Source organism: Streptomyces sp. NPDC001401 (genome assembly GCF_042895385.1).
GTDB lineage: Bacteria > Actinomycetota > Actinomycetes > Streptomycetales > Streptomycetaceae > Streptomyces.
This window is the reverse complement of the sequence record NZ_JBIAWI010000004.1, coordinates 1-22,657: the sequence shown is the minus strand read 5'-3', so window position 1 is coordinate 22,657 and position 22,657 is coordinate 1. Positions and strand designations below refer to the sequence as shown.

Below are 22,657 nucleotides of genomic sequence, written 5' to 3'. Positions count from 1 at the left end.
GCGTCTTGTGATCTCCGGGTCTCAGCACCAGCGCGGTGCCCTCCCGATGACGTCGATGTACCGGGCCGCGCCCCACGCCCATGTGCCGTCCGGGAGCAGGTACCAGAGGTTGTCGCCCTGGACGCTCTGGCCCGTGGTCTTGCAGAAGATCGAGACCACATCGTCCCGGTGGGCCACCCGGATCACCTGGCTGCCGCGGTTCGGCGCACTGCGCAGAAACAGCGTCTCCGCGGTGACCACGCCCCGTGCGAGCCGGTCGTTGTGGTGGCCGCCTTCCTGGCCGAAACCGGGGTCACCGTCACCGTCGCCCCATCCGTCGTCCGCGAGGGCGGGCCCCGCAGCCACGGACGTGACGAGAACGCCGACAGCGGCGGCAGTGGCCAGGCGTATGAGGCTGGAACGCAGGGACATGGGGGGTACCTCCGTGAACGGGGGCGAAGCTGACTATTCGCCACATATTCGCCACATTAGGAGGAGGCACCGGGGCTCGCCTGTCACGCTGGTCCATAGGAGCGCCCCCTTCAGGGGCGCGGGGCTGTATCGATATGCGGCTCCGCCGCGTGGGCGCAACAAGCCCCCACCGACCCGCACCCGACGAACGACCCGCAGCCCCGAGCTCTCTCAGTCCCCCAGACCAAGCGTCAGAATCGCCACCGCCCCACCGTCCACCGCATTCGCGAACTCCAGCCGCGCCCCCAACACCTCCGCCTGCCCGACCGCAATGGTCAACCCAAGCCCGTGCCCCTTGGCACCCCCCTCAGTGCGGAACCGCTGCGGCCCGTGCTCCACGAGATAGTCCGGGTACCCGTCCCCGTGATCCCGCACGGTCACCACCGCCCCGTCCACGGTCAGCGACACCGGCCCCCGCCCGTGCTTGTGCGCATTGGCGACAAGATTCCCCAGCACCCGCTCCAGCCGCCGCCGGTCCGTCTCCACGCGGGCGTCCTGCAGGACGACGACCGACGTGTCGGTACCCGACGCCCGCACCACCCGCGTCGCCAGCGCACCCAGTTCCTCCGCGTCCAGCTCCAGCTGCTCCCGCCCGGTGTCCAGCCGGGAGATCTCCAGCAGGTCCTCGGTGAGCGTGCGCAGCGCGGCCACCCGGTCCTGCACCAGCTCCGTCGGCCGCCCCGGCGGCAGCAGCTCGGCCGCCGCGTGCAGCCCGGTCAGCGGGGTGCGCAGCTCGTGCGCCACGTCCGCCGTGAACCGCTGCTCGCTCAGCAGCTTGCCCTGCAGCGAGGCCGCCATGGAGTCCAGCGCGGCGGCCACGGCGGCCACCTCGTCCTGGGGGTGCGTCGGATCCTTCGTACGGGGATCGTCGACGCGCGCGTCCAGGTCGCCGCCGCTGATCCGCCGGGCCACCTGCGCCGTGGCGTGCAGCCGCCGCGTCACCCGGGTCACGGCGAACGCGCCCACCAGCAGCGTCACCGTGATCGCCAGGCCCGACGACCACAGGATCGCCCGGTCGAGCCCGGCGATCGTGCGGGACTGCTGCGAGTAGTCGACCTCGACGGCAAGCGCCCTGTTCCGGTCGGCGGGACCCGCCGCCCACATCGTGGGGTGCCCGTGCCGGTCGGAGACCATCGTGCCGCGATCCCCGTCCGCCGCCAGCCTCCGCAGTGCCTTCGGCAGCCCCGGGGGGTCGACGCCCGCGCCCGGCAGCAGCGAGTCCCCGGCCTCGTACGCCTTCGTCGCGTCCGTCAGGCGCGACAGTGCGAGGTCGCGGGCCTGGCCGACGGTCTGGTTCGTCACCGACACGTGCACGAGCACGCCCAGCAGCGCGGCGAGCGCACAGCACATAACGGCGATGAAGACGGCGGCCTTCAGGGCGAGCGTGCCGGCCCACTGGGGAAGCGCGAGCCTTGTCATGGGGTCGCCGAGGGGGATGCGGAAGGGGACGTGGAGGGGGAGGGGCTCGAGGGGTGCTCGCGCTTGCCGATGTGCAGCATCTCGTCGTGGGTCAGCAGCATGACCCGCTGGTTGGGGTCCCAGGTCCACTGGAAGCGGTACTCGTAGTCCGCGAGATCGGACGGCGCATGAATGATCACGGACCGGCCGGCCAGCTCGACGCCGCTCACCGCGTCGTTGTTGGACATGACCTGGACCACCCGGCCCCCCTCGACGGTGTAGACCCGCACGGCCGTCTGGTTGCCGGGCAGCAGCCGGAAGCCCAGCGTCAGGTCGACGTGCCCGTCGCCGGTGATGTCGCGGTAGTACGCCTTGAGCAGCGGACACTTCGGGTTCGCCGGTTTCCTGCCGCAGTAGGCCATCCGGCGGGCCGTCTCGCGGTACGGCGCCTTGGAACCGGAGTAGTCGTCCGGGTGCTGGGACATCTCGGCCCTGACGACGGCCACCGGATCCACCTTGCGGATGTCGTCGCCCTCAGCCGTGATCCCCTTCATGGCCTCGGACTCACCGTTGTCGTAGTTCCAGGCGGGACTGGCCGCGGGGCTCAGGCTCGGCCACAGCTTGGCCGGGCTGGTCGCGGTCGGGGTCGACCCCGCGCCCTGCAGCCCGCCCGCGTCGCCGCAGCCCGCCGCCAGCAGGGCGAGGACGGCTGTGGCGAGCGCTGTGCGTGCGGCGCGAGTGCGGAGCACTGTACTCCTGTGGCTGAGAACGATCGGTGACCCGGTACACCCTATTCGTCCGGCGAAACGATTACCTCGCTACTCGGCCAGCTCCTCCAGCAGCCGGGCCGTGGACAGCCCCGCCCGCAGATAGTCCACGAACAGTTCGTTGTGCAGCGCCCAGGGCGAGCGACGGGACCGTATCAGCCGTATCGCCTCCTCGGTGGAGTGCCCCCGGCGGACCAGGGCGTGCGCAATGACCAGCCCCGAACGGTTGTACCCGTGGTAACAGCGGACGAGGACCTCGCGGCCCTCGTCCAGTGCCTCGCCCGCAGCCTGCGCCAGGCGCATCACGCCCGCGAGCTGTGTGCCGTCCAGCGGCCCGTCGGGTATCGCCCACACATGGTGCTCCACGCCGGGGTCGGGCCCGTGTCCCGGCAGTCTCAGCAGGGTCTGTACGAGATCGAACTCGTCCCGCACGACAGCGAACTCCAGTTGCCCGGTGTGACCCCTGAACTCGTGCCCGCCCATCCACAGTCCGGGCACTATCTCGCTCCATGGACTGTCCGGAGCCGGTACGTCGGGCTGCTTCCTGCGGGTACGCAAACACGCCTCCCCAAGTCCCCCTCCCAACTGCTCTCAAAGGTAGCCGGGTTCTTGCCCGGGGAGCACCCCGCCTGTTCCCATGGTCAAGGGGTGATGAGCATGACCGGACTGCGTGTCGTACCGTCCTGGCGGCACGGCCAGGAGCGGCTCTACGTATGCCTCACGGACGGGCGGAACATCGCCTGGTACGACAGGGAGGCCGCCAGGATCAACCTGCTCAGCGAGGACGAGCGGGAGGGCGTCCTCCAGGCGCTGGGCCCCTTCCTCACCGGCCCGGTGACCGTCGGCCCGCCGCCGGTCCCGACCCCGGCCGAGCTGGCCCGGCTCTCCCTGCACCCGGACGACGACCTGGCGCCCAACCGCCCCGGCGAGGCGCTGCTGGTCGCCCTGGACCGGGAACCCGGCCCGCCGCACCGCCTGCGTCCGGACCCGCGCCGCAGGGCGCTGGCGGCGGAACAGGCGGTCGGCGAGGCCCTGGACCGCCTCGACGGCGCGGGCTGGCACGCCCTGCACTCGGTCCCGCTGCCCGGCGGCGACCGCATCCACCACCTGGCGATCGGCCCGGGCGGCCTGTTCGCCGTGCACACGCTGTACGCCCGTAAGCAGAAGGTGACGGTCGCCGACCCCATGGTCACCCTGGGCCGCCGCGAACCCCACCCCCTGCTGCGCCGCGTCCGCGCCGACGCCGACCGGGCGTCGTACGCGCTGACGGCCGAGGTCCACCCGGTCCTGGCCCTTGCGGAGCCCGCGGAGGTGGCGATCCCGGCCCCGCTCCGCGAGGTCCGCGTCCTGAAGGACACGGACCTCGAGGGCCTGGCCCGCCTCGGCGGCGTCCTCAAACCGGCCGACGTGGAGGCGCTGCACGCGATGGCACGGGACCGGGGGACGTGGACGCGGGTGTGAGCCCTGTTTGACCGATTGCTCGACCGGTTACTTGAGCGGTTCGAAGTAGTGGCCGAGCGCGAAGGCACCGATGTGGGTGCCGACGTGGTCGGCCACGATGTCACTGGTCCGGAAGTGGATGCCGTCCCAGACCCGGGCGTTGATCACGTCCTGGTTGTAGTCGCGCGCACTGGCGTACGTACGCGTGGTGCCCGTGACGGCCGACGAGACACGCAGGTCGATGTCCCCGCCGGTCAGGCCGGACAGGACCGCCATGGCGGCGCCGTCGAAGGTGCAGTGACCGCTCATGTAGTCCGGATAGGCGGGCGTGTCGATGAGCGGCAGCCACGACGGATCCGGCGTGGTGGCCGGGTTGCCGTCGGTGTCGGCCAGCTGGATGGCGGTGATCGGCCGCCACTGGCCGTACGTCAGCTTGGTGTTCCAGGCGGTGATCTGGGCGTCGGCGGTCGCGGTCCAGGTGGCGGCGGACAGCCGGGCGGCCTCGACGATGTCCAGCCCGTGCCGCTGGGTGTAACTGCGCAGTGCGGCCTGGAACTGCACCGGCAGCACATCGCTGAAGAAGCGCGCGGTGTCGGTCTGCGCGTCGGTCCGGGACGATCCGCTCCTCGCGCCCATCGCCTTCACCTCGTTGAAGTCCTTGGTGTAGGTCTTCGAGGTCAGCTTCGGCGGGGGACCGGGCCGGAACTGATCCGGTGAGTCGAGCAGCATCGGCCGCACCTTCGCGAGCCAGGGGTCGACCATGGGCGCGTTGGCGGGCGGGGTGGGCCGCCAGACGCCGGGTGCGGGCGGCTTGTCGAACGTGATCGGGGCACCGCGTCCGTCGTTCTCACGGAGCCGGACGATCCGCGCGGCCGCCCGCTCCCCGAAGGCGACCCCCTCGTCCTCCGCCTTCCCGTCCGGGATCTTGGCGAGGGAGGCGGCGAAGGCGGCGTCGACGCGGGCCTGGGAGCCCGGGAAGTACGTCAGCAGGATGCGGTGGGCGGCGGCAGCGGCGGCCGCTTCGGAGGAGGCGTGGCGCGGCCCGCTCACATGCCACTCGTACTCGGCATACCGCCCCTCGATCCCGACCACCGCGTTGTAGACGGCGGCGCCCGTGAAGCCGTACCAGAGGGCCTGCTCGGCCCCCGGTCGCTTGGCGTCCGTCTGGACGACGGCAACGGCGGTCTCGCTCCAGTCGTTGATCACACCGGCGCCCGGGGCCGGCTTGGCGGCTGGGGCGGAGGTGGCTGACGAGGATGCCCAGGGCACGGCGCCCAGGGTGAGAACCGTCAGTCCGACGACGAGGCCGCGGCGGACGGTGCGGGAACGCGGTGTTGCTAATGATCCAAGTAGATCCTTTGTCGGTTTCTTTGTCACGGGGTGCCCCCCTTGGCTGGTTTTGTTGGAGCCAAGAGTGCACCCACGACCGGGGCGGACTGGGGGATTCCCCAGATTGGCCAGTCCGCTGAACGCGATACGGCGGCTAGCGCAAGGGCTGGAAGTAGTGGTCGAGCGCCCAGTGGCCGATGTGGCGCCCGATCCGGTTCCCCACGACGTCGGCGGTGCGGAAGTGGATCCCGCTCCAGATCCGGGCGTCGATCACGTCACGGTTGTAGTCGGCGGACCGGGTGTACGTACGGGTGGTGCCCGTGACGGCCGAATACAGCCGCAGGTCGATGCGGCCGCCGGTCAGCCCGTCCAGTACGGCCATGACGGCGCCGTCGTTGGCGCAGTGCCCGCCGATGTACTCCGGGTACGGCGGCGTGCGCAGCAGCGGCTCCCAGGAGGGGTCGGCCACGGTGGCGGGGTTGCCGTCGGTGTCGGCGAGCCGGATGGCATGGATCGGCCGCCAGAAGGCGTAGGTGAACTTGGCGTTCCAGGTGGTGATCGTCGCGTCGGCGGCGGCGGTGTTGAGGGCCGCGAAGAACCGGGCGGCCTCGACGATGTCCAGCCCGTGCCGTGTCGTGTAGTCGCGGTAGCCGGCCTGCAGCTGCTGAGGCAGCGGATCGGAGAAGAAGAGCGCGGTCTCGGTGCCGTACGGGGTCCGTGCCGTGCTGTTCTTCCCGCCCACCGCCTTCGTCTCGGCCAGATCCCGGGCATACCTCTTCGAGGTCAGCGTGGGCGGTGGCCCTGGCATGAACTTGTCCGGAGAGTCGAAGGTCATGGGCCGCACCTTGCCGAGCCACGGGTCGACGGCAGGGCTGTAGCTGGGCGGGGCGGGGCGCCAGACGCCGGGGGCGGGAGCCGGGTCGAAGGCCACCTGGGCGTCACGCCCGTCATGCTCGCGGAGCCGGATGATCCGGGCGGCGGCCTTCTCGCCGAAGGCGACGCCTTCGTGCTCGGCGCGCCCGTCGGGGATCTTGGCGAGGGAGGCGGTGTAGGCGGCGTCGATGCGGGCCTGGGAGGCCGGGAAGTAGGTGAGCAGGACCCGGTGGGCGGCGGCCGCGGCGGCTGCTTCGGAGGAGGCACGACGGGGTCCCCGTACATCCCACTTGTACTCGGCGTACCGCCCCTCGATCCCTACGACCGCGTTGTACACGGCGGCATGGACGAAGCCGTACCAGAGGAAGGGCTCGGCGGACGGGCGCTGGGCGTCACCGGCGATGACGTCGACGGCGGTCTTGTTCCAGTCGGTGATGACCGAGGCACTCGGGGCCGGCCTCGGGGTCCGGTTCGCGGTGGCTGCTCCGGATGCCCAGGGGAGGGCGCTGAGGGCGAGGGAGGCGAGGCCGACGAGGACGGTACGACGGGTGCCACGGGTTCGGGAGGGTGGTCGTACTTCCATGCTGCTCCTTGGTGTTGAAGTGCCCCTTTGTTCGTGCCCCCTGAAGGGCGTGCGCGATGCACCCGTTGGAGCGGTTTGCGGTGATATCTGCGGGCCGTGGGCTCAGGGCAGCGGGGCGGCACCGGCGGGGTCGAGCAGCGGGGCGAGCAGATCGCCGTAGTCCTGGAGGCGGGGCGCGATGTCGGGTGCCTGGAAGGTGAGCTGCGCGGGCGCCGCGCACTCCTCGACCTCGCTCCAGGTGACGGGCGCGGAGACGGTGGGCCGAGGCCGGGCACGGAGGGTGTAGGGCGTGGCGGTGGTCTTCCGGGAGGCGTTCTGACTCCAGTCGACGAACACCTTCCCGGGCCGCAGACTCCGGGTCATGCGGTGCAGGACGAGGCGGGGCATGGCCCGCTCGGCTTCCACGGCGAGCTGTTTGGCGTAGTCGCTGACCTGGTCGGAGGGGGTGGGGCGGACGGCGGCGAGAAGGTGCAGCCCCTTGGACCCGGAGGTCTTGGCGAAGGCGTCGATGCCGTCGGCGGCGAGCCGCTCGCGCAGCCAGAGAGCGACTTGACAGCAGTCGGCGATGGTTGCGGGGGTGCCTGGGTCGAGATCGAAGACGATCCGATCGGCGACGCCGGGATCCTCGATGACCCACTGGGGAGTGTGGAACTCGGTGACGAGATTGGCGGCCCACATGAGGCTGGCCAGATCCTGCACGAGCACCATCCGCGCGGGCCCTTCCACCCGTGGCACCTCTGCCGTGCTGACCCAATCGGGCGTACCCGGCGGGACGTTCTTGGTGAAGAACACCTGCCCGTCCGGCCCGTCGGGATACCGCAGAAAGGAAACGGGCCGATCGCGGAGGTGGGGGAGGAGGTGGTCGGCGGTGGTGGCGTAGTAATGCAGCACCTCGCCCTTGGTGAACCCGGTGGCGGGATACAGCACCTTCTCCAGGTTGCTGAGCGCGAGCCGTCTCCCCTCCACCTCTGTCATCGGCGTCATACGATGAGAATCTCACGCAAACTCCAATGGAACGGCGTGAACGGTATAAACCGACCGAAAGGGTGCTGCACGTGCGATCCATATGGAACGGTGCCATCTCGTTCGGCCTGGTCAGCATCCCGATCAAGCTGGTGAACGCCACCGAGAGCCACTCGATCTCCTTCCGCCAGATCCACCTGGAGGACGGCGGCCGCATCCGCTACCGCAAGGTCTGCGAACTGGAGGACAAGGAGGTGAGCGGGGCGGAGATCGGCAAGGGCTACGAGGACGCGGACGGCACGATCATCCCGATCACCGACGAGGACCTGGCCCACCTGCCGCTCCCCACGGCGAAGACGATCGAGATCGTGGCCTTCGTCCCGGCGGACAGCATCGACCCCCTCCAGATGGACGCCTCGTACTACCTGGCTGCAGGAGGCGCCCCGGCCGCCAAGCCGTACGTCCTGCTCCGCGAGGCCCTCAAACGCAGCAACAAGGTGGCGATCGCCAAGTACGCGCTGCGCGGCCGGGAACGGCTGGGCATGCTGCGCGTGGTGGAGGACGCCATAGCCATGCACGGCCTCCTGTGGCCGGACGAGGTCCGTGCCCCCGAGGGCGTGGCCCCCGACACGCAAGTCAACATCAACGACAAGGAACTCGACCTCGCGGACGCCTTGATGGACACCCTGGGCGGCATCGATCTCGACGAACTCCACGACGAGTACCGCGAAGCGCTCGAGGAGGTCGTAGCGGCAAAGGCAGCCGGCGAGACACCACGGGAAGCCCCGGAACCGGCCGGCGGCGGCAAGGTCCTCGACCTCATGGCGGCACTGGAGAAGAGCGTGAAGGCCGCCAAGGAATCGCGCGGCGAGGAGCCGGCAGAGGTCAGGCAGCTGCCGGCCCGGAAGTCGGCTCGGACGGCACCGAAGCAGGCGGCCGGAAAGAAGTCGACGTCCACGACCAAGAAGACGACGGCGAAGAAGACAACGGCGTCGGCATCAGCAAAGAAGTCGACGGCGAAGTCGACGCAGACGGCGAAGAAGACGACGGCGAAAAAAACCACCGCAAAGAAAACGACATCCCGCAAACGCACGGCCTGATACGCGACGGGCCGGCCCACCAACGGCAAGATGACCTGGCGATGGCTGGCCGGCGCTCTGGCTCAGCCTTTCTGCGTGATCCCCTCGCTCACCTGCCCACCGGACGTGTGGGTCCAGCTGGCGAGAATGTCGAGGGCTTGTGCGGAGGGTGAGGCGGGTTCGGGGGTAAGGATGGTGAGGTTCTGGTCAGGGTCGCCCTCGACGGCCAACACGACGTAGTCGAGGGTCAGTTCGCCGACCAGCGGGTGGTGGAGGCGTTTGGTGCCGGTGGCGTGGGCGAGGACGTCATGGTCGGCCCACATCCGGCGGAAGACATCGCTCTGCACGGACAACTCACCTATCAGCTCGGTGAGTTGGGGGTCGTCGGGGTGACGTCCGGCGTACAGGTGCAGCGTGGCCACGCAGTCTCCGGCGGCCGTCTCCCAGTAGTCGGCGTACAGGGCGCGGGCGGTCTCGTCGAGGAAGACGTAGCGGGCGAAGTTGCGTTCACGGTGAGGCCGGGCTTGGAAGTCCGTGAAGAGGGCGTAGCCGAGCCGGTTGGCCGCCAGGACATCCATACGTCGTCCCAGGACGATCGCGGGAGTGCCGAGTGAGTCCAGCGCCCGGTACAGGACCGGTCGCACCCGCTGCGGGCTCAGCGGTTGCCTGCGGCGGACCCGGGTCTCGCTGGGCCGGGCGAGATCGAAGAGGTGCGCGCGTTCGGTGTCGTCCAGTTGCAGGGCGCGGGCCACAGCCTCCAGAACGGCGTGGGAGACGCCCTGGACGCGGCCCCGCTCCAGACGGACGTAGTAGTCGACGCTGACACCGGCGAGCTGAGCGACTTCCTCGCGACGCAGCCCCGGAACCCGGCGAGCGCCCGCGTGCGGGGCGAGGCCGGCCTGTTCAGGGGTGACCCGGGCCCGGCGGGTGCGCAGGAACTCGCGGATCTCGGTGCTGCGGTCCATGAATCCACCGTACGGCCGCTCCCGGGCCGTCGGCTGCCCGGAAAGGGGTACTGCGGGACCCCCGGTGGAAGGGTGCCCTTTACGGCGTCCCAGGCGGGGTCGGCAGGTGTTTGCCTGGATTACGGGCCCACCGCACCACGAACCCCGGCCACAGAACAGGACACCCCCATGGCTCCCCCGACCGCATCGAATCTGACCGGTACCGTCGCTCTCGTCACCGGCGCGAGCAGCGGTATCGGGCGCCGCCACCGCCCGTCGGCTGGCCGAGCACGGCGCCTCGGTAACGCTCGTGGCCCGCCGCAAGGACCGGCTGGACAACCTCGCCACCGAGATCGAGCAGGCGGGCGGCACAGCCCTGGCGGTGGAAGCGGACATCACCGACCGCGCCCGGGCCGAAGCCGCCGTACAGCAGTCCGTCGAGCACTTCGGACGACTGGACACCCTCGTCAACAACGCCGGCCTGATGCTCCTGGGCCCGGTCGTCGGCGCGGACGCCGAGGAGTGGGAGCGGATGATCGCCGTCAACGTGCAGGGCCTGCTCTACACCACCCGCGCCGCCCTCCCGCACCTGCTCAAGGCCGCCGAGGACGGGCCGCGCCGAGTCGCCGACATCATCAACATCAGCTCCATCGCAGGCCGCGTCGCCTGGAACGGCTACGGCGTCTACAACCTCACCAAGTTCGGCGTGAACGGCTTCACCGAGTCCCTGCGCCAAGAGGTCACCCAGCGCCACGTCCGCGTCGGCGTCCTCGAACCGGGCGGTGTGGACACCGAACTCGGCTCGCACAACGACCACAAGCCCGAGGTCCGCGAAGCGATCGGCACCTTCTACGAGCAGACCGAGATTCTCACCCCCGACGACATCGCCGACGGCGTCGTGTACATGGTCACCCGGCCCCGCCACGCCTCCATCGGCGAACTGTGGATCATGCCCACCGACCAAGCCTGAACAGTCTCCCCTCACCCACGGCTCGCCCACCCGCCGCGACGCCACGCAGCATCACCGCACAACACCGGGTGCCCGATCACGGCACCTGAAAGGAAGCACCCATGAACAAGGTCATTCTCGTCACCGGTGCCGGCCGCGGTCTGGGCACGGACATCGTCCGCGCGGCCCTCGCCGCCGGCCACCAGGTCGTCGCCACCGGCCGCCGCCCCGATCAGGTCGAGAAGACCCTCGGCGGACCCCAGGACAACCTGCTGGTCACCAAGCTGGACGTCACCAGCCCGGAGGACGCCGAGGCCGCCGCGCAAGCCGCCGTCGACCGCTTCGGCCGCATCGACGTCCTCATCAACAACGCCGGGAATTTCTTCGCCGGTTACTTCGAGGAGATCACCCCCGCGCAGATGCGCCAGCAGATCGAGACCAACCTCTTCGGACCCATGAACGTCACCCGCGCCGTCCTACCCATCCTGCGCAAGCAGCGCGCCGGCCACATCATCACGCTCTCCTCCTCCGCCGGTCTGATCGGTCAGGAGTTCTGCGTCGCCTACGCCGCCTCCAAGTTCGGCGTCGAGGGGTGGATGGAGTCGCTGCACTACGACGTCGAGCCGTACAACATCCACACCACGGTCGTGGAACCCGGCTTTTTCCGCACCGAGCTGCTCGTGGACGCCTCCACCACCTGGCCCGAGCCGACCATCGACGACTATGCCGAGCGCACCACGGCCACCATCGCGGCCTGGAAGAGCATGAACGGCCGGCAGACCGGCGACCCGGCCAAGCTCGCCCGCGCCCTGCTGACCATCGCCGACCAGGAAAAACCTCTGCAGCGCTTCGTCGCCGGAGCCGACGCCATCGAAGGCGTCGAGGCCAAGGCCAGGGAGCTCCTGGCACAGGCCCAGGCATCCCGCGTACTGGGCAGCGACCTGGCATACGACGACGTCAACGCCTGAGTGCCGGCCAGTGACAGAGCCACGCATCGGGCGGGCCTGGCCCGCCCGATGACCGCTGAAAGCGAAGGTAGCCCCCTCCCGATGCGGGAAGTGGGGTTATTCGGGACCATTTCGGGAGGCATGCACGACGGCCGAACTCGACTCCCGCGGCGCCGAGTTGCTGCGGCTCGGCTCGAACGCGGCCTATCGCCTGGCATCGTTACCGATCATCGTCCGCATCGCGCGTGACCCATCGGTGCCGCCGACATGGAACGGGCCGTGAACGTGACCCGGTGCCTTGAGACGCAGGACTTCCCGGCCATACGTGTGCCGGCGGCGGTCGCCCAACCGCTCGTCGTCGGCGGCCGGTGGTCACCTTCTGGGAGAGCGTTCAGGAGCACGAGGAGTACGAGGAGTACGAGGAGTACGGAACGGTACGCGAACTCGCCGATCTTCTACGCCGCTTGCATTGGCTCGAAGAGCCGGAATCCCTGCGCCTGCCGTTCTTCGACCCGCTGGCCAAGGTGGCGGCGTCCCTAGAGGGGCTGGACGGCATCTCGGGGGAGGACCGGAAGTTCCTGGAGGAGCGAGCGGCGAGCCTCGGCAAGGACTACGACCGGCTGGACTTCGTTCTCCCCTTCGGCATGATCCACGGGGATGCCGGCATCGGGAACATCCTTCGTCATCGGGACGGGCACGCGGTGGTCATCGACCTGGACGGCTTCGCTCTCGCGCCACGCGAGTGGGACCTGGTCCAGACAGCGATGTTCTATGAAAGGTACGGCTGGCACACAAGGGCGGAATACTCGGAGTTCGTGCACCGGTACGGCTTCGACCTGATGAACTGGCCTGGGTACGAGACCCTTGCGGACCTGCGTGAAACTGATGATGGTTGCCTGGCTCGGTCACCAGGTCGCGACGAACGACAGGGCTGCCGCCGAATTCGCCCGGCGGGTGCGGTCACTTCGCACCGGGGAGGGCCGAGACGAATGGGGCCCGTTCTAGTGACTAGCTACATTGTTAGCGACACCTACAAGCGGCGCCGTCGCGCTCTGAACACCGCCCTCGAACACGCTGTGGTCGCCGGGGAGCTCCCGGAGAACCCGTTTCAGCGCACCCGCCGGAAGCACGTCGGCTCAAACGACGTGGTGGACCGCCGCGTCCTGGTGAACGCCGTACAGGCGCGGCAGTTGCTCACCGCCGTTTCCTACGTGGGGTCGTGGGATCGCTGCCGTGGGCGGCGCTTGGTGGCCTTCTACGCGGTGCTTTACTACGCGGGGCTTCGGCCCGCTGAGGCGGTCGGGCTACGACTGTCGGACTGCCACCTGCCCGACTCGGGTTGGGGCGCGCTGACGCTGCGGGAGACACGCCCCGTCTCCGGCAAGCAGTGGACTGACTCCGGGGAACGACACGACCGCCGGGGCTTGAAGGCGCGGGAGGCATCCACCGACCGGCCTGTGCCGATCCCGCCCGTCCTGGTCTCCATCCTCCAAGCACACCTGAAGGAGTTCGGGACGGCCAGGGAAGGGCGCGTGTTCGGGAACGAACGTGGGGGAGTGGTCGGCTCATCCACCTACTGGCGGGTGTGGGAGGAAGCGCGGGAGTACGGGCTACCGCCCGAGCGGGTCGCTTCGCCGCTCGCCGGGCGTCCTTACGACCTGAGGCACGCGTGCATCACGCGTTGGCTGAACGCCGGAGTGCCGATCGCTGAGGTGGCTCGCCGGGTCGGCAACTCTCCCGAGGTCATCCATCGGCGATACCACGGCTGCATCGACGGACACGAAGAGGCGGCCAACGCAAAGATCACGAAGGCACTGGAGGAGGAAGGGGATTCGGCGTGAGCCATTGGGTGCGGTGGGGCCAGATTTAGCATCCCCGACCACCGCGCGATGGCTATTTTGGCCTCATGACATCGGGGGATTCTCCAGACGGGGCCGCTGATGGCCGTTCGGACGGTCGCGGCCCAGACGATGCCGGAGGCAGCGCACGGCGCGGACCTGGCGATGAGACGCCGGATGGGGACGCAGATAGCGCCGCAAGTGGCACCAACGGGAACCCAGATGGCGGCACAGACGATACAGGCGACGGGGCCCCTGACGGCGATGCTTCGGTTCCTGGTAGGGCGGATGGTGGTGCTCCCGAGCGGAAAGCGGCTTGGCTTTCCTCCTGGGGCACCATGATCTCCGCGCTTGCCGCAGCGGTGGGTCTGATATTCAGCGGGATTGTCACCGTGCTAGGGGCCCAGGCTGCACAGGATCAACGGCAGCAGCAGGCGGCGGATTCAGCTCGCGAACGGCGCCAACAGGCCGCGCAGATTTCCTACTGGTGGGAGTACAGCAGTAAGGGCGAAGCTGATTTGATCATCAATAACCGCTCCCTGGATCCGGTCTACTCCCTCACCGTCTATCTCCGCTATCAATCCTCCTGGATCAAGGTTCCAGGGGAAGGCAACGCTCCACACCAGCCACGGAAGGGCAGCACGGTTGGCTACGAGTTCGACGTGGTTCCACCGTGTACACGTCTTGACCTGACGGAAGTCGTTATGGCCAAGACTTGGCAACAGTCGCTCGACTACGTGCCTGACAGCGTCCGCTTGGTGGAAATCCCCGCCATGACGTTCCAAGACGCTTCTGGGGCCAACTGGAAGCGCCGCGAAACGGGCTTGGATGCACTTCGCGACGCGGCTCCAGGTCGTTCGGGAGTTGACTTTGATGTCGTCACGGGGGGCGGCCTTGACGGGTATCGACTGAGCGGTGGTTCGACGCGGCCAGCAGAACACTGTGATCAGGCTTCGTAGCCGAGGCGTGTCGGAGGTGTGTCGCGAACACTGAGAGACAACGAGAAAGAGCGGGAGTCAGTGAGACTGACTCCCGCTCCCTCATGTCGGCATCCGCCTAGGTCAGAGCTTGGTTCATGCTGGCTGACTGGCGAGTGCCCCCGGCAGGATTCGAACCTGCGCACACGGCTCCGGAGGCCCCTTCCCTCCGCTGGAAACTTGCTGGTCGGAGGCCCATAGACGTCGTATGGAATGGATGCCGTCCACGCATAGTCCACGGACTGGCGGCACCATCACTGCCTCGTTTTCATTGAACGGCTGCATATGCCATGTCTTGCATGGCGGCAACCCACTCGGTGAATCTGGTATTTCCTTGAGGGTTTCTCTGGCAAATCCAAGCCTCCAACGAACCGCTTCCTTGGAAGACCAGAAGTCGTTGTACTTGGCGTGCTGTGTCTGGGTTGACGTGTCCAAAGAAATTTCGAGCTAGCCTAAGGTCGTCTGCCGGAGAGGTGGCAGACGACAGTGCCGCCAGTACGGTTCCAGAATTCTGCGGCTGTACGTGATTGAGGATTCGCCGGACATGTTGAATGCGACCCCATGACGGAGACCACGGGGCATTAACGTTTCTATTGAACGTGCGTTTTACCTCGTCTTCGAAGTCTTTAGGGCAGGTTACAGCTGTCGCTCGTATAAGCCGGATTCCAGATGCGGTGTATGGCTTGGCGTAGGAACTCGACAGGAGGAGGCGATGGGTGAACTCCTCCCATCCGGCATACAAATTGATCGTTGAAATCCGCTGAACAGCCATAGCGTGCAGTGGGTCTATTTGCGTCGTTAGCGTCGATTCAACGGCTACGTCTAAGGCGGATGCCCTCTTGGTGAATCTTTGTGCGATTCGGAGCAAGTCCTTCATTAGGTGGGCTACCCTTTGGAAACGGCGCGAAAGTACTCGCCGAACCGAACTCGTCGAGTCGCAATGCGCTGGGTCGACCCCCGGCTCGCAAGTACGAAATCGGCGTGTTCACCCTTTGGTTCGTTCGCTTCCAAGGCGGCTGCTAGCCTTGCGAGTGAATCCCTCACCTCCGCCGTTCGTTTAACTCCTTGTTTTTTGGCTGGGATTTCCAAGAGGTCACCTTGCGGGATGCCCTTCAGTGCATGACAAAAAGCTGCGAACAACATCAGGAACTGAGGGGACCTCTTGAGGGAGGTCTCCCGGATGATCGGCGAGAAGTTCGAAACCATGAAGTTCAGGGTTGAGTCAAGAGTGGCTCGTACTTGTTCTTCTTGCTCAAATCCCTCATCCATCTCTGCGTACAGTCGGTCAATTGCGGCGGATCCGCCGTCGGTCACGCCTTTCATGATCACCGAGAACATCTCCGCCATAAGGTTGTCGTCTCCCATACGCAACCTGTCCCGACCTGTCACGATCTCTAGATCTTCCCAAAGAATCCTCCAGTCGCGTGCGGCATCGTGCACGGCCCATTTGAACGCGCTCTGGAACCTGGCGTGACGCTTCTCTGCGGGGTTCAACGAAACCGTATAGCTATTGAGCCGTGCGAAGACTTCCAGCACGTCGCTATCGCTAGCGTTCTGGAGCGTATCAACAGCGATCGGGTAGTCGAGGAAATCGCGCTGTACGTCTTCAGGGAGAGTTGAATACTTGAGTCCAGCGAATTCTTTACTTCGTCGGGTGAGTGTGATTTCGTCGTTAGCGAACTGAATGATAGCGCGAAGCCGCTGTTGACCATCGACTACTTCCCGACGGCTCTTTCGGGTTCGAGGGTCTACGATGGTGCGGATATAGACCTTTGGAATGGGCATGCTTCGCAAGATGGAGTCGATCAGGTAGATCTTGGCCTCGGGGCGCCACACTTCCCTGCGCTGAAATGTAGGGTTGAGGATGAGAGCTCCCGAGTCATGCCAGTCCAAGAAGTCGTGAATGCGAAACTGTTCGAGAATACTGTCCGTAGCCATCTGATCCCTCTCTCTTAGTTCATAACTTACAGTTACGTGGCAAGTGCTGCAGCCAGTTGAGGAAAACTCACTGGCTCTGAGCATCCATTCGTGCCCCTGGCGCGTGCCGCTTGTGATTGACCGGCGGCTCTTGGCACTAGCCAACGCGCCCGCTCGGAAGCTTGAGGGGATGTACAGCCCGTCTCATGAATGTGCCGCGGGAGGCTGCGCGTGGTGCGTCAGATGGTAAGCGAGGTATTCGCGGCCGATCTGGTGGGTGGGGACCTCGCGAAGTCGCTCTCGATGGGAACCACCGGCAAGGCTGGTGATGGTCAAGTCGGCGGCGATGGTCAGCATGCCGAGATCGAAGAGCACGTGGTGATTGGGACACAGACACAAGACGTTGGCGGCGATGTCGGGGCCGGCGTGGGGGCGACCGAGGGGCTGGATGTGAGCGGCTTCAGCGTAGGCCCCGGTTGGAGTGGTCAATCGAATGTCGCAGACCTGGCAGGTGTAGTCGTGAGCGTGCTTGACGAAGTCTGCGACCGCGGTGCTGCGCACGATGCGTTGGGTGGTTACTTTGGTGCGTCCAGGGGTCTGTTGACCTTCCGGCTGGCGGGAGGCTGGGATGGCCAGCGGCGGTGTGGGTTCTGTCAGGGGAAGTTGTGTCAGCCGGTAGCGCCAGACCAAGTAGCCGGCGCGTCCGCGTTCGGACCAGTAGTCCTCGACGCGGAACAGTCCGTCGTACCGCAACCCGGATGTCGGCGAGTATTTAGGCTCTCCGCCCGCCCCACGCACCACGCGCACCGGCGCGCCCGTGGTCAGGCTGGTGACCAAGGCGGCATTTCCTCGGGTGAGTTCCTGGTCGCGTACCTGTCTGCCAGTATCGGGGTCGCGGCCGCCTTGGCCGGTGTAGACGATCACGTCGCCGTAGTCTTCGTCGTCCTCGTAGCCGCCTGAGACCACGATGGATTCTGCGCCCTGCTGCGCGGTGCCGCAGATGCCTGCCTGCAGAGGACGGTGAACGCGGGTGGCTGCCAACGCTCGCCGATCTGTAAAGGCCTGGCCTACGTCGCTTCCTGGCAAGGTTCCGAACCCGTCGAAGGCTCGATCGGTCAGTTGGCAGTCCTGCAGCATTTCGGAGGGATCATCGTCCTCGAAAAAGCGGAGCAAGAGCGCGTCAACCACTCGCTGTCGTGCAACCGGGTCCGTAGCCATGAGGTGGTAAACCTCGTCGCGTAGGCCACCGCGCGGGTTCTGTGTGGTGAGCCAAGGCCGTAGTCGTGAACTACGTGCCTGCGCCACTTCGCCAGTCACACCGTCAAGCTCCCATAGTTCGGATCGGCTTAGGGCCACGAACGGGTACTCAGGCGAAGGATCCGAGCCTGGGCGTCCGTACTTGCGCAGCAGGCGGCGCAACTCGGTACGCGCGTCTGCCCATGGCACCAAGCGTGGTTGTCCGACTGCGGCACGCCCGAGCCCCCACAACAACGTGATCGGTTGATGCCGTGCTGGGAGCCCTGTGGATTGAGCCACTCGCAGCGCCTCGACAGCTGCACAGAGCTCCTCCACGTTGGCAGATTGCAGCACAACGCCCCCTCCTAGCCTTGATCGAACTATGCCGTACCTGACTCTAAATGGCGCCAGTGACATAACGACTTGCAGCTCGGGGCGGCGGTCCACAGGTGCGTACGGCGGTCTGCGGCTGTGCGCGGCGTTGCCACGCAGGTAATTCGGCCAATTCCTTGCACGGAACAAGCATAGTGCACCATGCCAGGAGATACAGATGTATCAACTCGACTTGCTAGCCGATTCCTTGGGCAAGATATCGATGCGTGACACTTCGATTGTTCGCCCACATACCTGACTCACGAGCCGTGCTTGTTCCTCGAGACTCCGCCAGCGTTTTTGCATTGGTGCAGTGTCTGAGTCGCGGACAGTCAGGAAAATTGCATGGTCTATCTCCTGGCTTGCCATGTAGATCGGGGTTTGTGTCTTTAGGCCGTTCCAAAAGTCCCCGTGGCTCAGCTTCTTCATCTCTAGAAGAATGCGGAGATTTCCTGCCGAAGTAAATGTGAAGTCTACTGGACCGCGGCCTGTCTCAACCTCACGGTCGAGAATTACCCCTGCTCTCTTGCAATAGTCGTCTAGCACACCCAGGAACAGGAGTTGCATGTTGGGTTCTGGAATGGCGCGCTTTTCTGGCAGATCACGCCAAAATACCCGCCATCCGCCTTTGTTCTCCACCCAATGTCGGAAGGTCGCGATCGCGGTGTGCGCAAAATCGAGGAGGTCTCGGGGGGTCTTGATTTCTGTTTCGTAAGCTAGTGGCGCTTCATCGGCGGCATTCTTGGCCACCTTTTGCCACTTAACGTACAGTTTGGGGTCCACGTCAGTGTCGTACGGTCGGGACCCTTCCTGCTCCATCATTCGGATCCACTCACGGACGAACTCCGGACGCCGGCGGGCGATGGCCACGATGTCGGGCTTTCGCATCCTGCCAGAAATCTGCAAATTCAGGTCGTCTCTGAGTGACGTGTCAAGAAAGTCGCCCCAGTTATTTGAGGACAAAGTCGGCAGTTCGCGCAGGAATCTCTTCGGGACAAGGAGAATGGGCTTGCCCGTGTCGGGATCCATGGGTACCAGTTGCTCAGCAGGCATCCATCTTTGCCGCATTTCGTCGAACCGGCTATGGCGGATTTCGGTTTCTTGCATGGGTATGCCCAAGCTATGACATACACTCTGAGTGTACTTAATCAGCTTAGGTTTGAGGAGGTTGCAGGTGATGTCGGATATTCTGTCCCTGTTGATTCCCTCAACTAGAATGCCCAATTCTTCGAAATGCTCAATGTCTTGCATCCCGCGCTGGATGGCTTCACGCATAGCCTCTACTACGCGTGCAGCAAGTTCAGGTCCAGACCCGGACCCGTTGGCGCTTTTTCCCGCGAAACCGAGTCGGAATTCCTTTGGCTCGGGGAATTCCATCAGGGTGAGAGTTCGCTTGTAGTACTGATGTTGCTTGCGTAAGCCGCTTTTAGCGAGCGTGTTGAACGCGTGCTGGAAGTAGTCCATGATTTCGTCGTGGGACTGCTTCCAATGTTCATCGGCGTCGCTGAAGATAAGAAACGGATCAACAAAAAGTAGGGTGTCTCGTTCGAGAATTGGATCGAACCAGTCATATTCGGTCAGATATTCGATTCCGAATCGCTCGCTGAAGTACATCCTGCCCCCACAGATGAGATCCGATTGATCATTTAAAGCATGGTCTTAGGTGCGTGACAAGGGGGCGCACGGTAGGGGCACTGGGTCATGAAGGTGCAGACCGCAGCGAAGGTCGGTGGAGTCCTAATGGTCGAGTCAAGCAACTATGGCTACCGCATGCGTGAGAAGAGGCCCGCTCTCAAGCCGGGAACAAGTCTCTGTCCTGCGTGGACCTGAGGGGATCTGAGCCCATGCCCCCTAGATACGAACCGCGGGCACGAGGGTTGCTGAGGTCTGCCGGGCAGATCAGGAGGGCTGTATGGACCGCCGACGGTGGAAGCGTGTTGGCGAGGTTGCTGTACTTCGCTGATCTATTGGCCTCCGGGAGGCGGGCCGGCTGTCATCCCACACATTCGCCCCGTCACCTGTCACTCCTTCCGGCGGAGGGGCTCCACCCGCAGCTGCACGCTTAGACCACGGACCCGTGCTGTAGAAGTACGAGACGACGGTTAGATCGTCCTCGTCTACCGCCCACAGTGAGACGCAGTGCAGGATGTCGCCGACAGTCTGGTGCGGTAGCGCTGCGATCCAGATCGAGGGCGTGCACTATGACGAAGGCGGTGTGCTGGGCGAGTTCGCGTCGTTTCAGCACTTCGAAGCGGGGAGAGGCTTTGAGTGAGCCGGACGACCTGGTGCTTCTGTTTGCAGCTGATTGCCACATGTGGTGGGCAGGTGACGTTGCTCTTGGCGAAGAGCAGATTGAGTCACCAGAGGACTTTGCCTACGGCTACGACGGTCGAGGGCGCCCGCTGCGGCTGGCCTGGGTGGAGGGGGTGCCACGGTTGGAGCTTGCTTCCGCAGCTTCGCAGGAAGCTGCACTACGCCAGCACGTGCGCGCCTACTATCTGCGGTACTCGAGACTCGGTTTGGAGCCACCATCCGAAGATGATCTCGCAACTTTCGTTGCCGCTGTGGCAGATGACCGAATCGATGAGTAGACCAGGGGGCAGCAGCCAAGCGCTTAGAAGGCGCTTAGCGGCTTGATCCTCAACCTACTGTTGACCTGGGGTTCCTTTCCCATTTGAGCCCTCATCTGGGCGGACGTCGACACGGATTCGACAGAGGCCCGCTCGTAGGTGCACATCCCGGTGGCGCGCCGGGTGTATCAATCAAGGACGCCGCGCAATCTTCGATCGTGGTACCACGACCAGAACCGGCGCCACGGCGATTGCCTGGGCGGGTCGACATCGGGGGCGGCGTCCAACCAGTCTCGTGCTGACTGCATCACGTGATCTATCACCTCGATCAGCTCGCCAGACCGATGCCGAAGCCTTTCATCCAATTCGCCCGCTGACGGTTCATCGCTGAGTGCAGCACCCCACCACTCATCCAAGTACCGCACCAGGCCACTCATCTGCTCGACGAGGCTGTCGGCGCTCATCCTTTCGAGAGATGACACAGAGAGGCGCAGCAGGGACTGCTGGAACCACAGCCGCTTCATCGCCTCGGCAACTGCGATACGGGCCTCAGCAGGGCTATCGCCGAAAGACTGCCCAGGGTGCTGCAAGTGCACAGCCTGGACGCCGCGCGCATGAGCAACTGCAGTCCGAACCTCTTCAACAGCTCCGAAGAACGAAGCGTACGCGTCACGTCTCATCTGCCAACGGGCATCGAACCGTTGCCCGCGCACCTGCATCCGGTCGGCTTCCAACGCTGCCCGCGCTTGCGCTCTGGCCCCTACCCATGCGACCGCACCTCCTAGAGCCGTCGCGCCGGCACCCAGCAAGGCACCTTGGATTTGAGGATCCACTGCTGCTCTCAGTCGTAGTGATGGTCGAACCACGATGCGCCGTTGGGCTGTTAGGCCGGGGCGTGTCCGTCTGTAGCCGCTTTGTCATGTCGGGCGGCGCACCTCGCCCGGAGGGAAAACACCCCATCTTGCCTGACCGCTACCCTCCGGGGAAAACGGGTAAGGTCGGCGGGCCCTGACTTGGGGGTTTCACTGCCGGCGGCTGTGACTCGACTGTCGCTGTCGGCCGTCGTTGGGTGGCCTCGGGGAGCCTCGGGCGGTGCAGGGTCCGGTGTGCTGGGTGCCCTGACCGCGTGACTTGATCTGCTACCCAACATCATGATGATCCCGTGTCCGCTGAAATGACGTTCAACTTGATCAGCGTTGGGTTTTCGGCTCTAGGGCTGTTCAATGCTGCCGACGGCTTTCGCCGAACGTTCAAGAGTGTCACTGCCCCTGGCGATCCATTCTTCAGGCGTGTGCTCGCGACTGAGGTTGCGTTGGTTACTCGCTGGCGTTCTTGTCTTACCCGTGCCGTTCGCCGCGCGTTTCGACGGCCCGCTCCAACCATCACGGCCACCCTCGGCACGGCTCTGTCCGTGGAGACAGCGATGAATCTCCGTGGGTTCGTTCAGTTCGGGCCCTTGCCAGACGTAACGCAGGAGCCAGCAGCCTTCACGGCAGAGGTTGAGCGTCGGCTGAACCGCGCCTTCCAGTTGGCTCAGGACGTGCAACATGAGCTGAGGCAGGAGGAGCAGGTCCGAGATAAGAGAGATCAACAAGTTGCTGCGGACCTTGGAGCGCAGATCTCGGCGCTCGATGAACAGGCGAAGCGTGATGCCCTCGAAGGCCTACGCGAACAGGTGCTCGGTTGGTTCCTCGTTGCTGTCGGGCTCATAGCCCAGGTTGCGGCCCTCCTCGCCTCGTGAACCCAGATCTTGGCATCGCGGTTGGCGGAGTCTCAATGTCAAGTGCCGTCGCGGGCGATCAGTAGCCGGTCTACTGAACACAGGCCTCGCCGACCAGTGAGGCTGAGGAAGCCCACGGCTCTGACCAGTTCAGATGCCGTGGGCTTCTGTCGTTGTCGGTCGGCGTCGGGTGACCTCGCACGGCCCAGATGTCGACGGTCAAACAATTCCCCACGATCTGCATGATCGGCGTCAGCCAATTCCCCACCACTGTGGTCACGACTCCCCATGGGGACGCTGACCGT

The 22,657-nt window shown here is 65.6% G+C and carries 20 protein-coding genes; 8 read left to right on the top strand and 12 right to left on the bottom strand.

Annotation, left to right across the window (positions count from 1 at the left end):
• Nucleotides 1–21 precede the first annotated feature (21 nt).
• The 4 genes from ACFY10_RS15360 to ACFY10_RS15345 form a co-directional block, all read right to left on the bottom strand.
• A complete protein-coding gene (locus ACFY10_RS15360) occupies nt 22–411 on the bottom strand; it encodes an SH3 domain-containing protein (protein WP_390665607.1) in 390 nt (129 codons plus the stop codon).
• Nucleotides 412–621: 210 nt separating this feature from the next.
• Entirely contained in the window at nt 622–1,869 is a 1,248-nt protein-coding gene (locus ACFY10_RS15355) for an ATP-binding protein (protein WP_390665606.1), read from the bottom strand.
• Nucleotides 1,866–2,597 (bottom strand): hypothetical protein, encoded by a 732-nt coding sequence (locus tag ACFY10_RS15350; protein WP_390665605.1) that lies wholly within the window; start codon nt 2,595–2,597, stop codon nt 1,866–1,868. Before ACFY10_RS15350 ends, ACFY10_RS15355 begins: the two co-directional genes overlap by 4 nt.
• 69 nt (nt 2,598–2,666) lie before the next feature.
• Nucleotides 2,667–3,173, bottom strand: a complete 507-nt coding sequence (locus ACFY10_RS15345; RefSeq protein WP_390665604.1) for a dual specificity protein phosphatase family protein — start codon at nt 3,171–3,173, stop codon at nt 2,667–2,669.
• A gap of 99 nt (nt 3,174–3,272) precedes the next feature.
• Between ACFY10_RS15345 and ACFY10_RS15340 the strand changes: the two genes are divergently transcribed.
• Nucleotides 3,273–4,076, top strand: coding sequence for a nuclease-related domain-containing protein (locus tag ACFY10_RS15340; RefSeq protein ID WP_390665603.1), 804 nt, complete (start codon nt 3,273–3,275; stop codon nt 4,074–4,076).
• A gap of 27 nt (nt 4,077–4,103) precedes the next feature.
• Here ACFY10_RS15340 and ACFY10_RS15335 read toward each other — a convergent pair whose 3' ends face one another.
• The 3 genes from ACFY10_RS15335 to ligD all read right to left on the bottom strand — a co-directional run bounded on the left by ACFY10_RS15335 (nt 4,104) and on the right by ligD (nt 7,824).
• Nucleotides 4,104–5,324 (bottom strand): vanadium-dependent haloperoxidase, encoded by a 1,221-nt coding sequence (locus ACFY10_RS15335; RefSeq protein WP_390665602.1) that lies wholly within the window; start codon nt 5,322–5,324, stop codon nt 4,104–4,106.
• A 214-nt stretch (nt 5,325–5,538) separates the two neighbouring features.
• Nucleotides 5,539–6,840, bottom strand: coding sequence for a vanadium-dependent haloperoxidase (locus ACFY10_RS15330; RefSeq protein ID WP_390665601.1), 1,302 nt, complete (start codon nt 6,838–6,840; stop codon nt 5,539–5,541).
• Nucleotides 6,841–6,942: 102 nt separating this feature from the next.
• Complete coding sequence (ligD, locus tag ACFY10_RS15325) at nt 6,943–7,824, bottom strand: non-homologous end-joining DNA ligase (RefSeq protein ID WP_390665600.1); 882 nt, start codon at nt 7,822–7,824, stop codon at nt 6,943–6,945.
• A gap of 62 nt (nt 7,825–7,886) precedes the next feature.
• On the opposite strand from ligD, the gene ACFY10_RS15320 reads away from it, so the two are divergent.
• Nucleotides 7,887–8,903 carry a Ku protein gene (locus tag ACFY10_RS15320; protein ID WP_390665599.1) on the top strand — a complete coding sequence of 339 codons (1,017 nt, stop codon included), beginning with the start codon at nt 7,887–7,889 and terminating at the stop codon, nt 8,901–8,903.
• Nucleotides 8,904–8,965: 62 nt separating this feature from the next.
• Here the strand turns inward: ACFY10_RS15320 and ACFY10_RS15315 are convergent, their stop codons facing one another.
• Entirely contained in the window at nt 8,966–9,847 is an 882-nt protein-coding gene (locus tag ACFY10_RS15315; RefSeq protein WP_390665598.1) for a helix-turn-helix transcriptional regulator, read from the bottom strand.
• Nucleotides 9,848–10,136: 289 nt separating this feature from the next.
• Between ACFY10_RS15315 and ACFY10_RS15310 the strand changes: the two genes are divergently transcribed.
• The 4 genes from ACFY10_RS15310 (at nt 10,137) to ACFY10_RS15295 (ending at nt 14,519) form a co-directional block, all read left to right on the top strand.
• Nucleotides 10,137–10,796 carry an SDR family NAD(P)-dependent oxidoreductase gene (locus tag ACFY10_RS15310; RefSeq protein WP_390665597.1) on the top strand — a complete coding sequence of 220 codons (660 nt, stop codon included), beginning with the start codon at nt 10,137–10,139 and terminating at the stop codon, nt 10,794–10,796.
• Between the two features lie 101 nt (nt 10,797–10,897).
• Entirely contained in the window at nt 10,898–11,743 is an 846-nt protein-coding gene (locus tag ACFY10_RS15305) for an SDR family oxidoreductase (protein WP_390665596.1), read from the top strand.
• Nucleotides 11,744–12,090: 347 nt separating this feature from the next.
• Nucleotides 12,091–13,563: a phosphotransferase gene (locus tag ACFY10_RS15300; protein ID WP_390665595.1), complete on the top strand. Its 1,473-nt coding sequence runs from the start codon at nt 12,091–12,093 to the stop codon at nt 13,561–13,563.
• A 335-nt stretch (nt 13,564–13,898) separates the two neighbouring features.
• Nucleotides 13,899–14,519: a hypothetical protein gene (locus tag ACFY10_RS15295; protein ID WP_390665594.1), complete on the top strand. Its 621-nt coding sequence runs from the start codon at nt 13,899–13,901 to the stop codon at nt 14,517–14,519.
• Between the two features lie 903 nt (nt 14,520–15,422).
• On the opposite strand, the gene ACFY10_RS15290 is transcribed toward ACFY10_RS15295, so the two are convergent.
• From ACFY10_RS15290 to ACFY10_RS15280, 3 genes are all read right to left on the bottom strand, one after another.
• Nucleotides 15,423–16,475, bottom strand: a complete 1,053-nt coding sequence (locus tag ACFY10_RS15290) for a DUF262 domain-containing protein (protein WP_390665593.1) — start codon at nt 16,473–16,475, stop codon at nt 15,423–15,425.
• Between the two features lie 183 nt (nt 16,476–16,658).
• Nucleotides 16,659–17,672, bottom strand: a complete 1,014-nt coding sequence (locus tag ACFY10_RS15285; RefSeq protein WP_390665592.1) for a YDG/SRA domain-containing protein — start codon at nt 17,670–17,672, stop codon at nt 16,659–16,661.
• Nucleotides 17,673–18,245: 573 nt separating this feature from the next.
• Entirely contained in the window at nt 18,246–19,676 is a 1,431-nt protein-coding gene (locus ACFY10_RS15280) for a hypothetical protein (RefSeq protein WP_390665591.1), read from the bottom strand.
• Nucleotides 19,677–20,326: 650 nt separating this feature from the next.
• On the opposite strand from ACFY10_RS15280, the gene ACFY10_RS15275 reads away from it, so the two are divergent.
• Nucleotides 20,327–20,653 (top strand): hypothetical protein, encoded by a 327-nt coding sequence (locus ACFY10_RS15275; protein ID WP_390665590.1) that lies wholly within the window; start codon nt 20,327–20,329, stop codon nt 20,651–20,653.
• A gap of 167 nt (nt 20,654–20,820) precedes the next feature.
• On the opposite strand, the gene ACFY10_RS15270 is transcribed toward ACFY10_RS15275, so the two are convergent.
• Nucleotides 20,821–21,366: a hypothetical protein gene (locus tag ACFY10_RS15270; RefSeq protein ID WP_390665589.1), complete on the bottom strand. Its 546-nt coding sequence runs from the start codon at nt 21,364–21,366 to the stop codon at nt 20,821–20,823.
• 428 nt (nt 21,367–21,794) lie between these two features.
• Here ACFY10_RS15270 and ACFY10_RS15265 point away from each other — a divergent pair, with 428 nt between their 5' ends.
• Nucleotides 21,795–22,373, top strand: a complete 579-nt coding sequence (locus ACFY10_RS15265) for a hypothetical protein (protein ID WP_390665588.1) — start codon at nt 21,795–21,797, stop codon at nt 22,371–22,373.
• Nucleotides 22,374–22,657 lie beyond the last annotated feature (284 nt).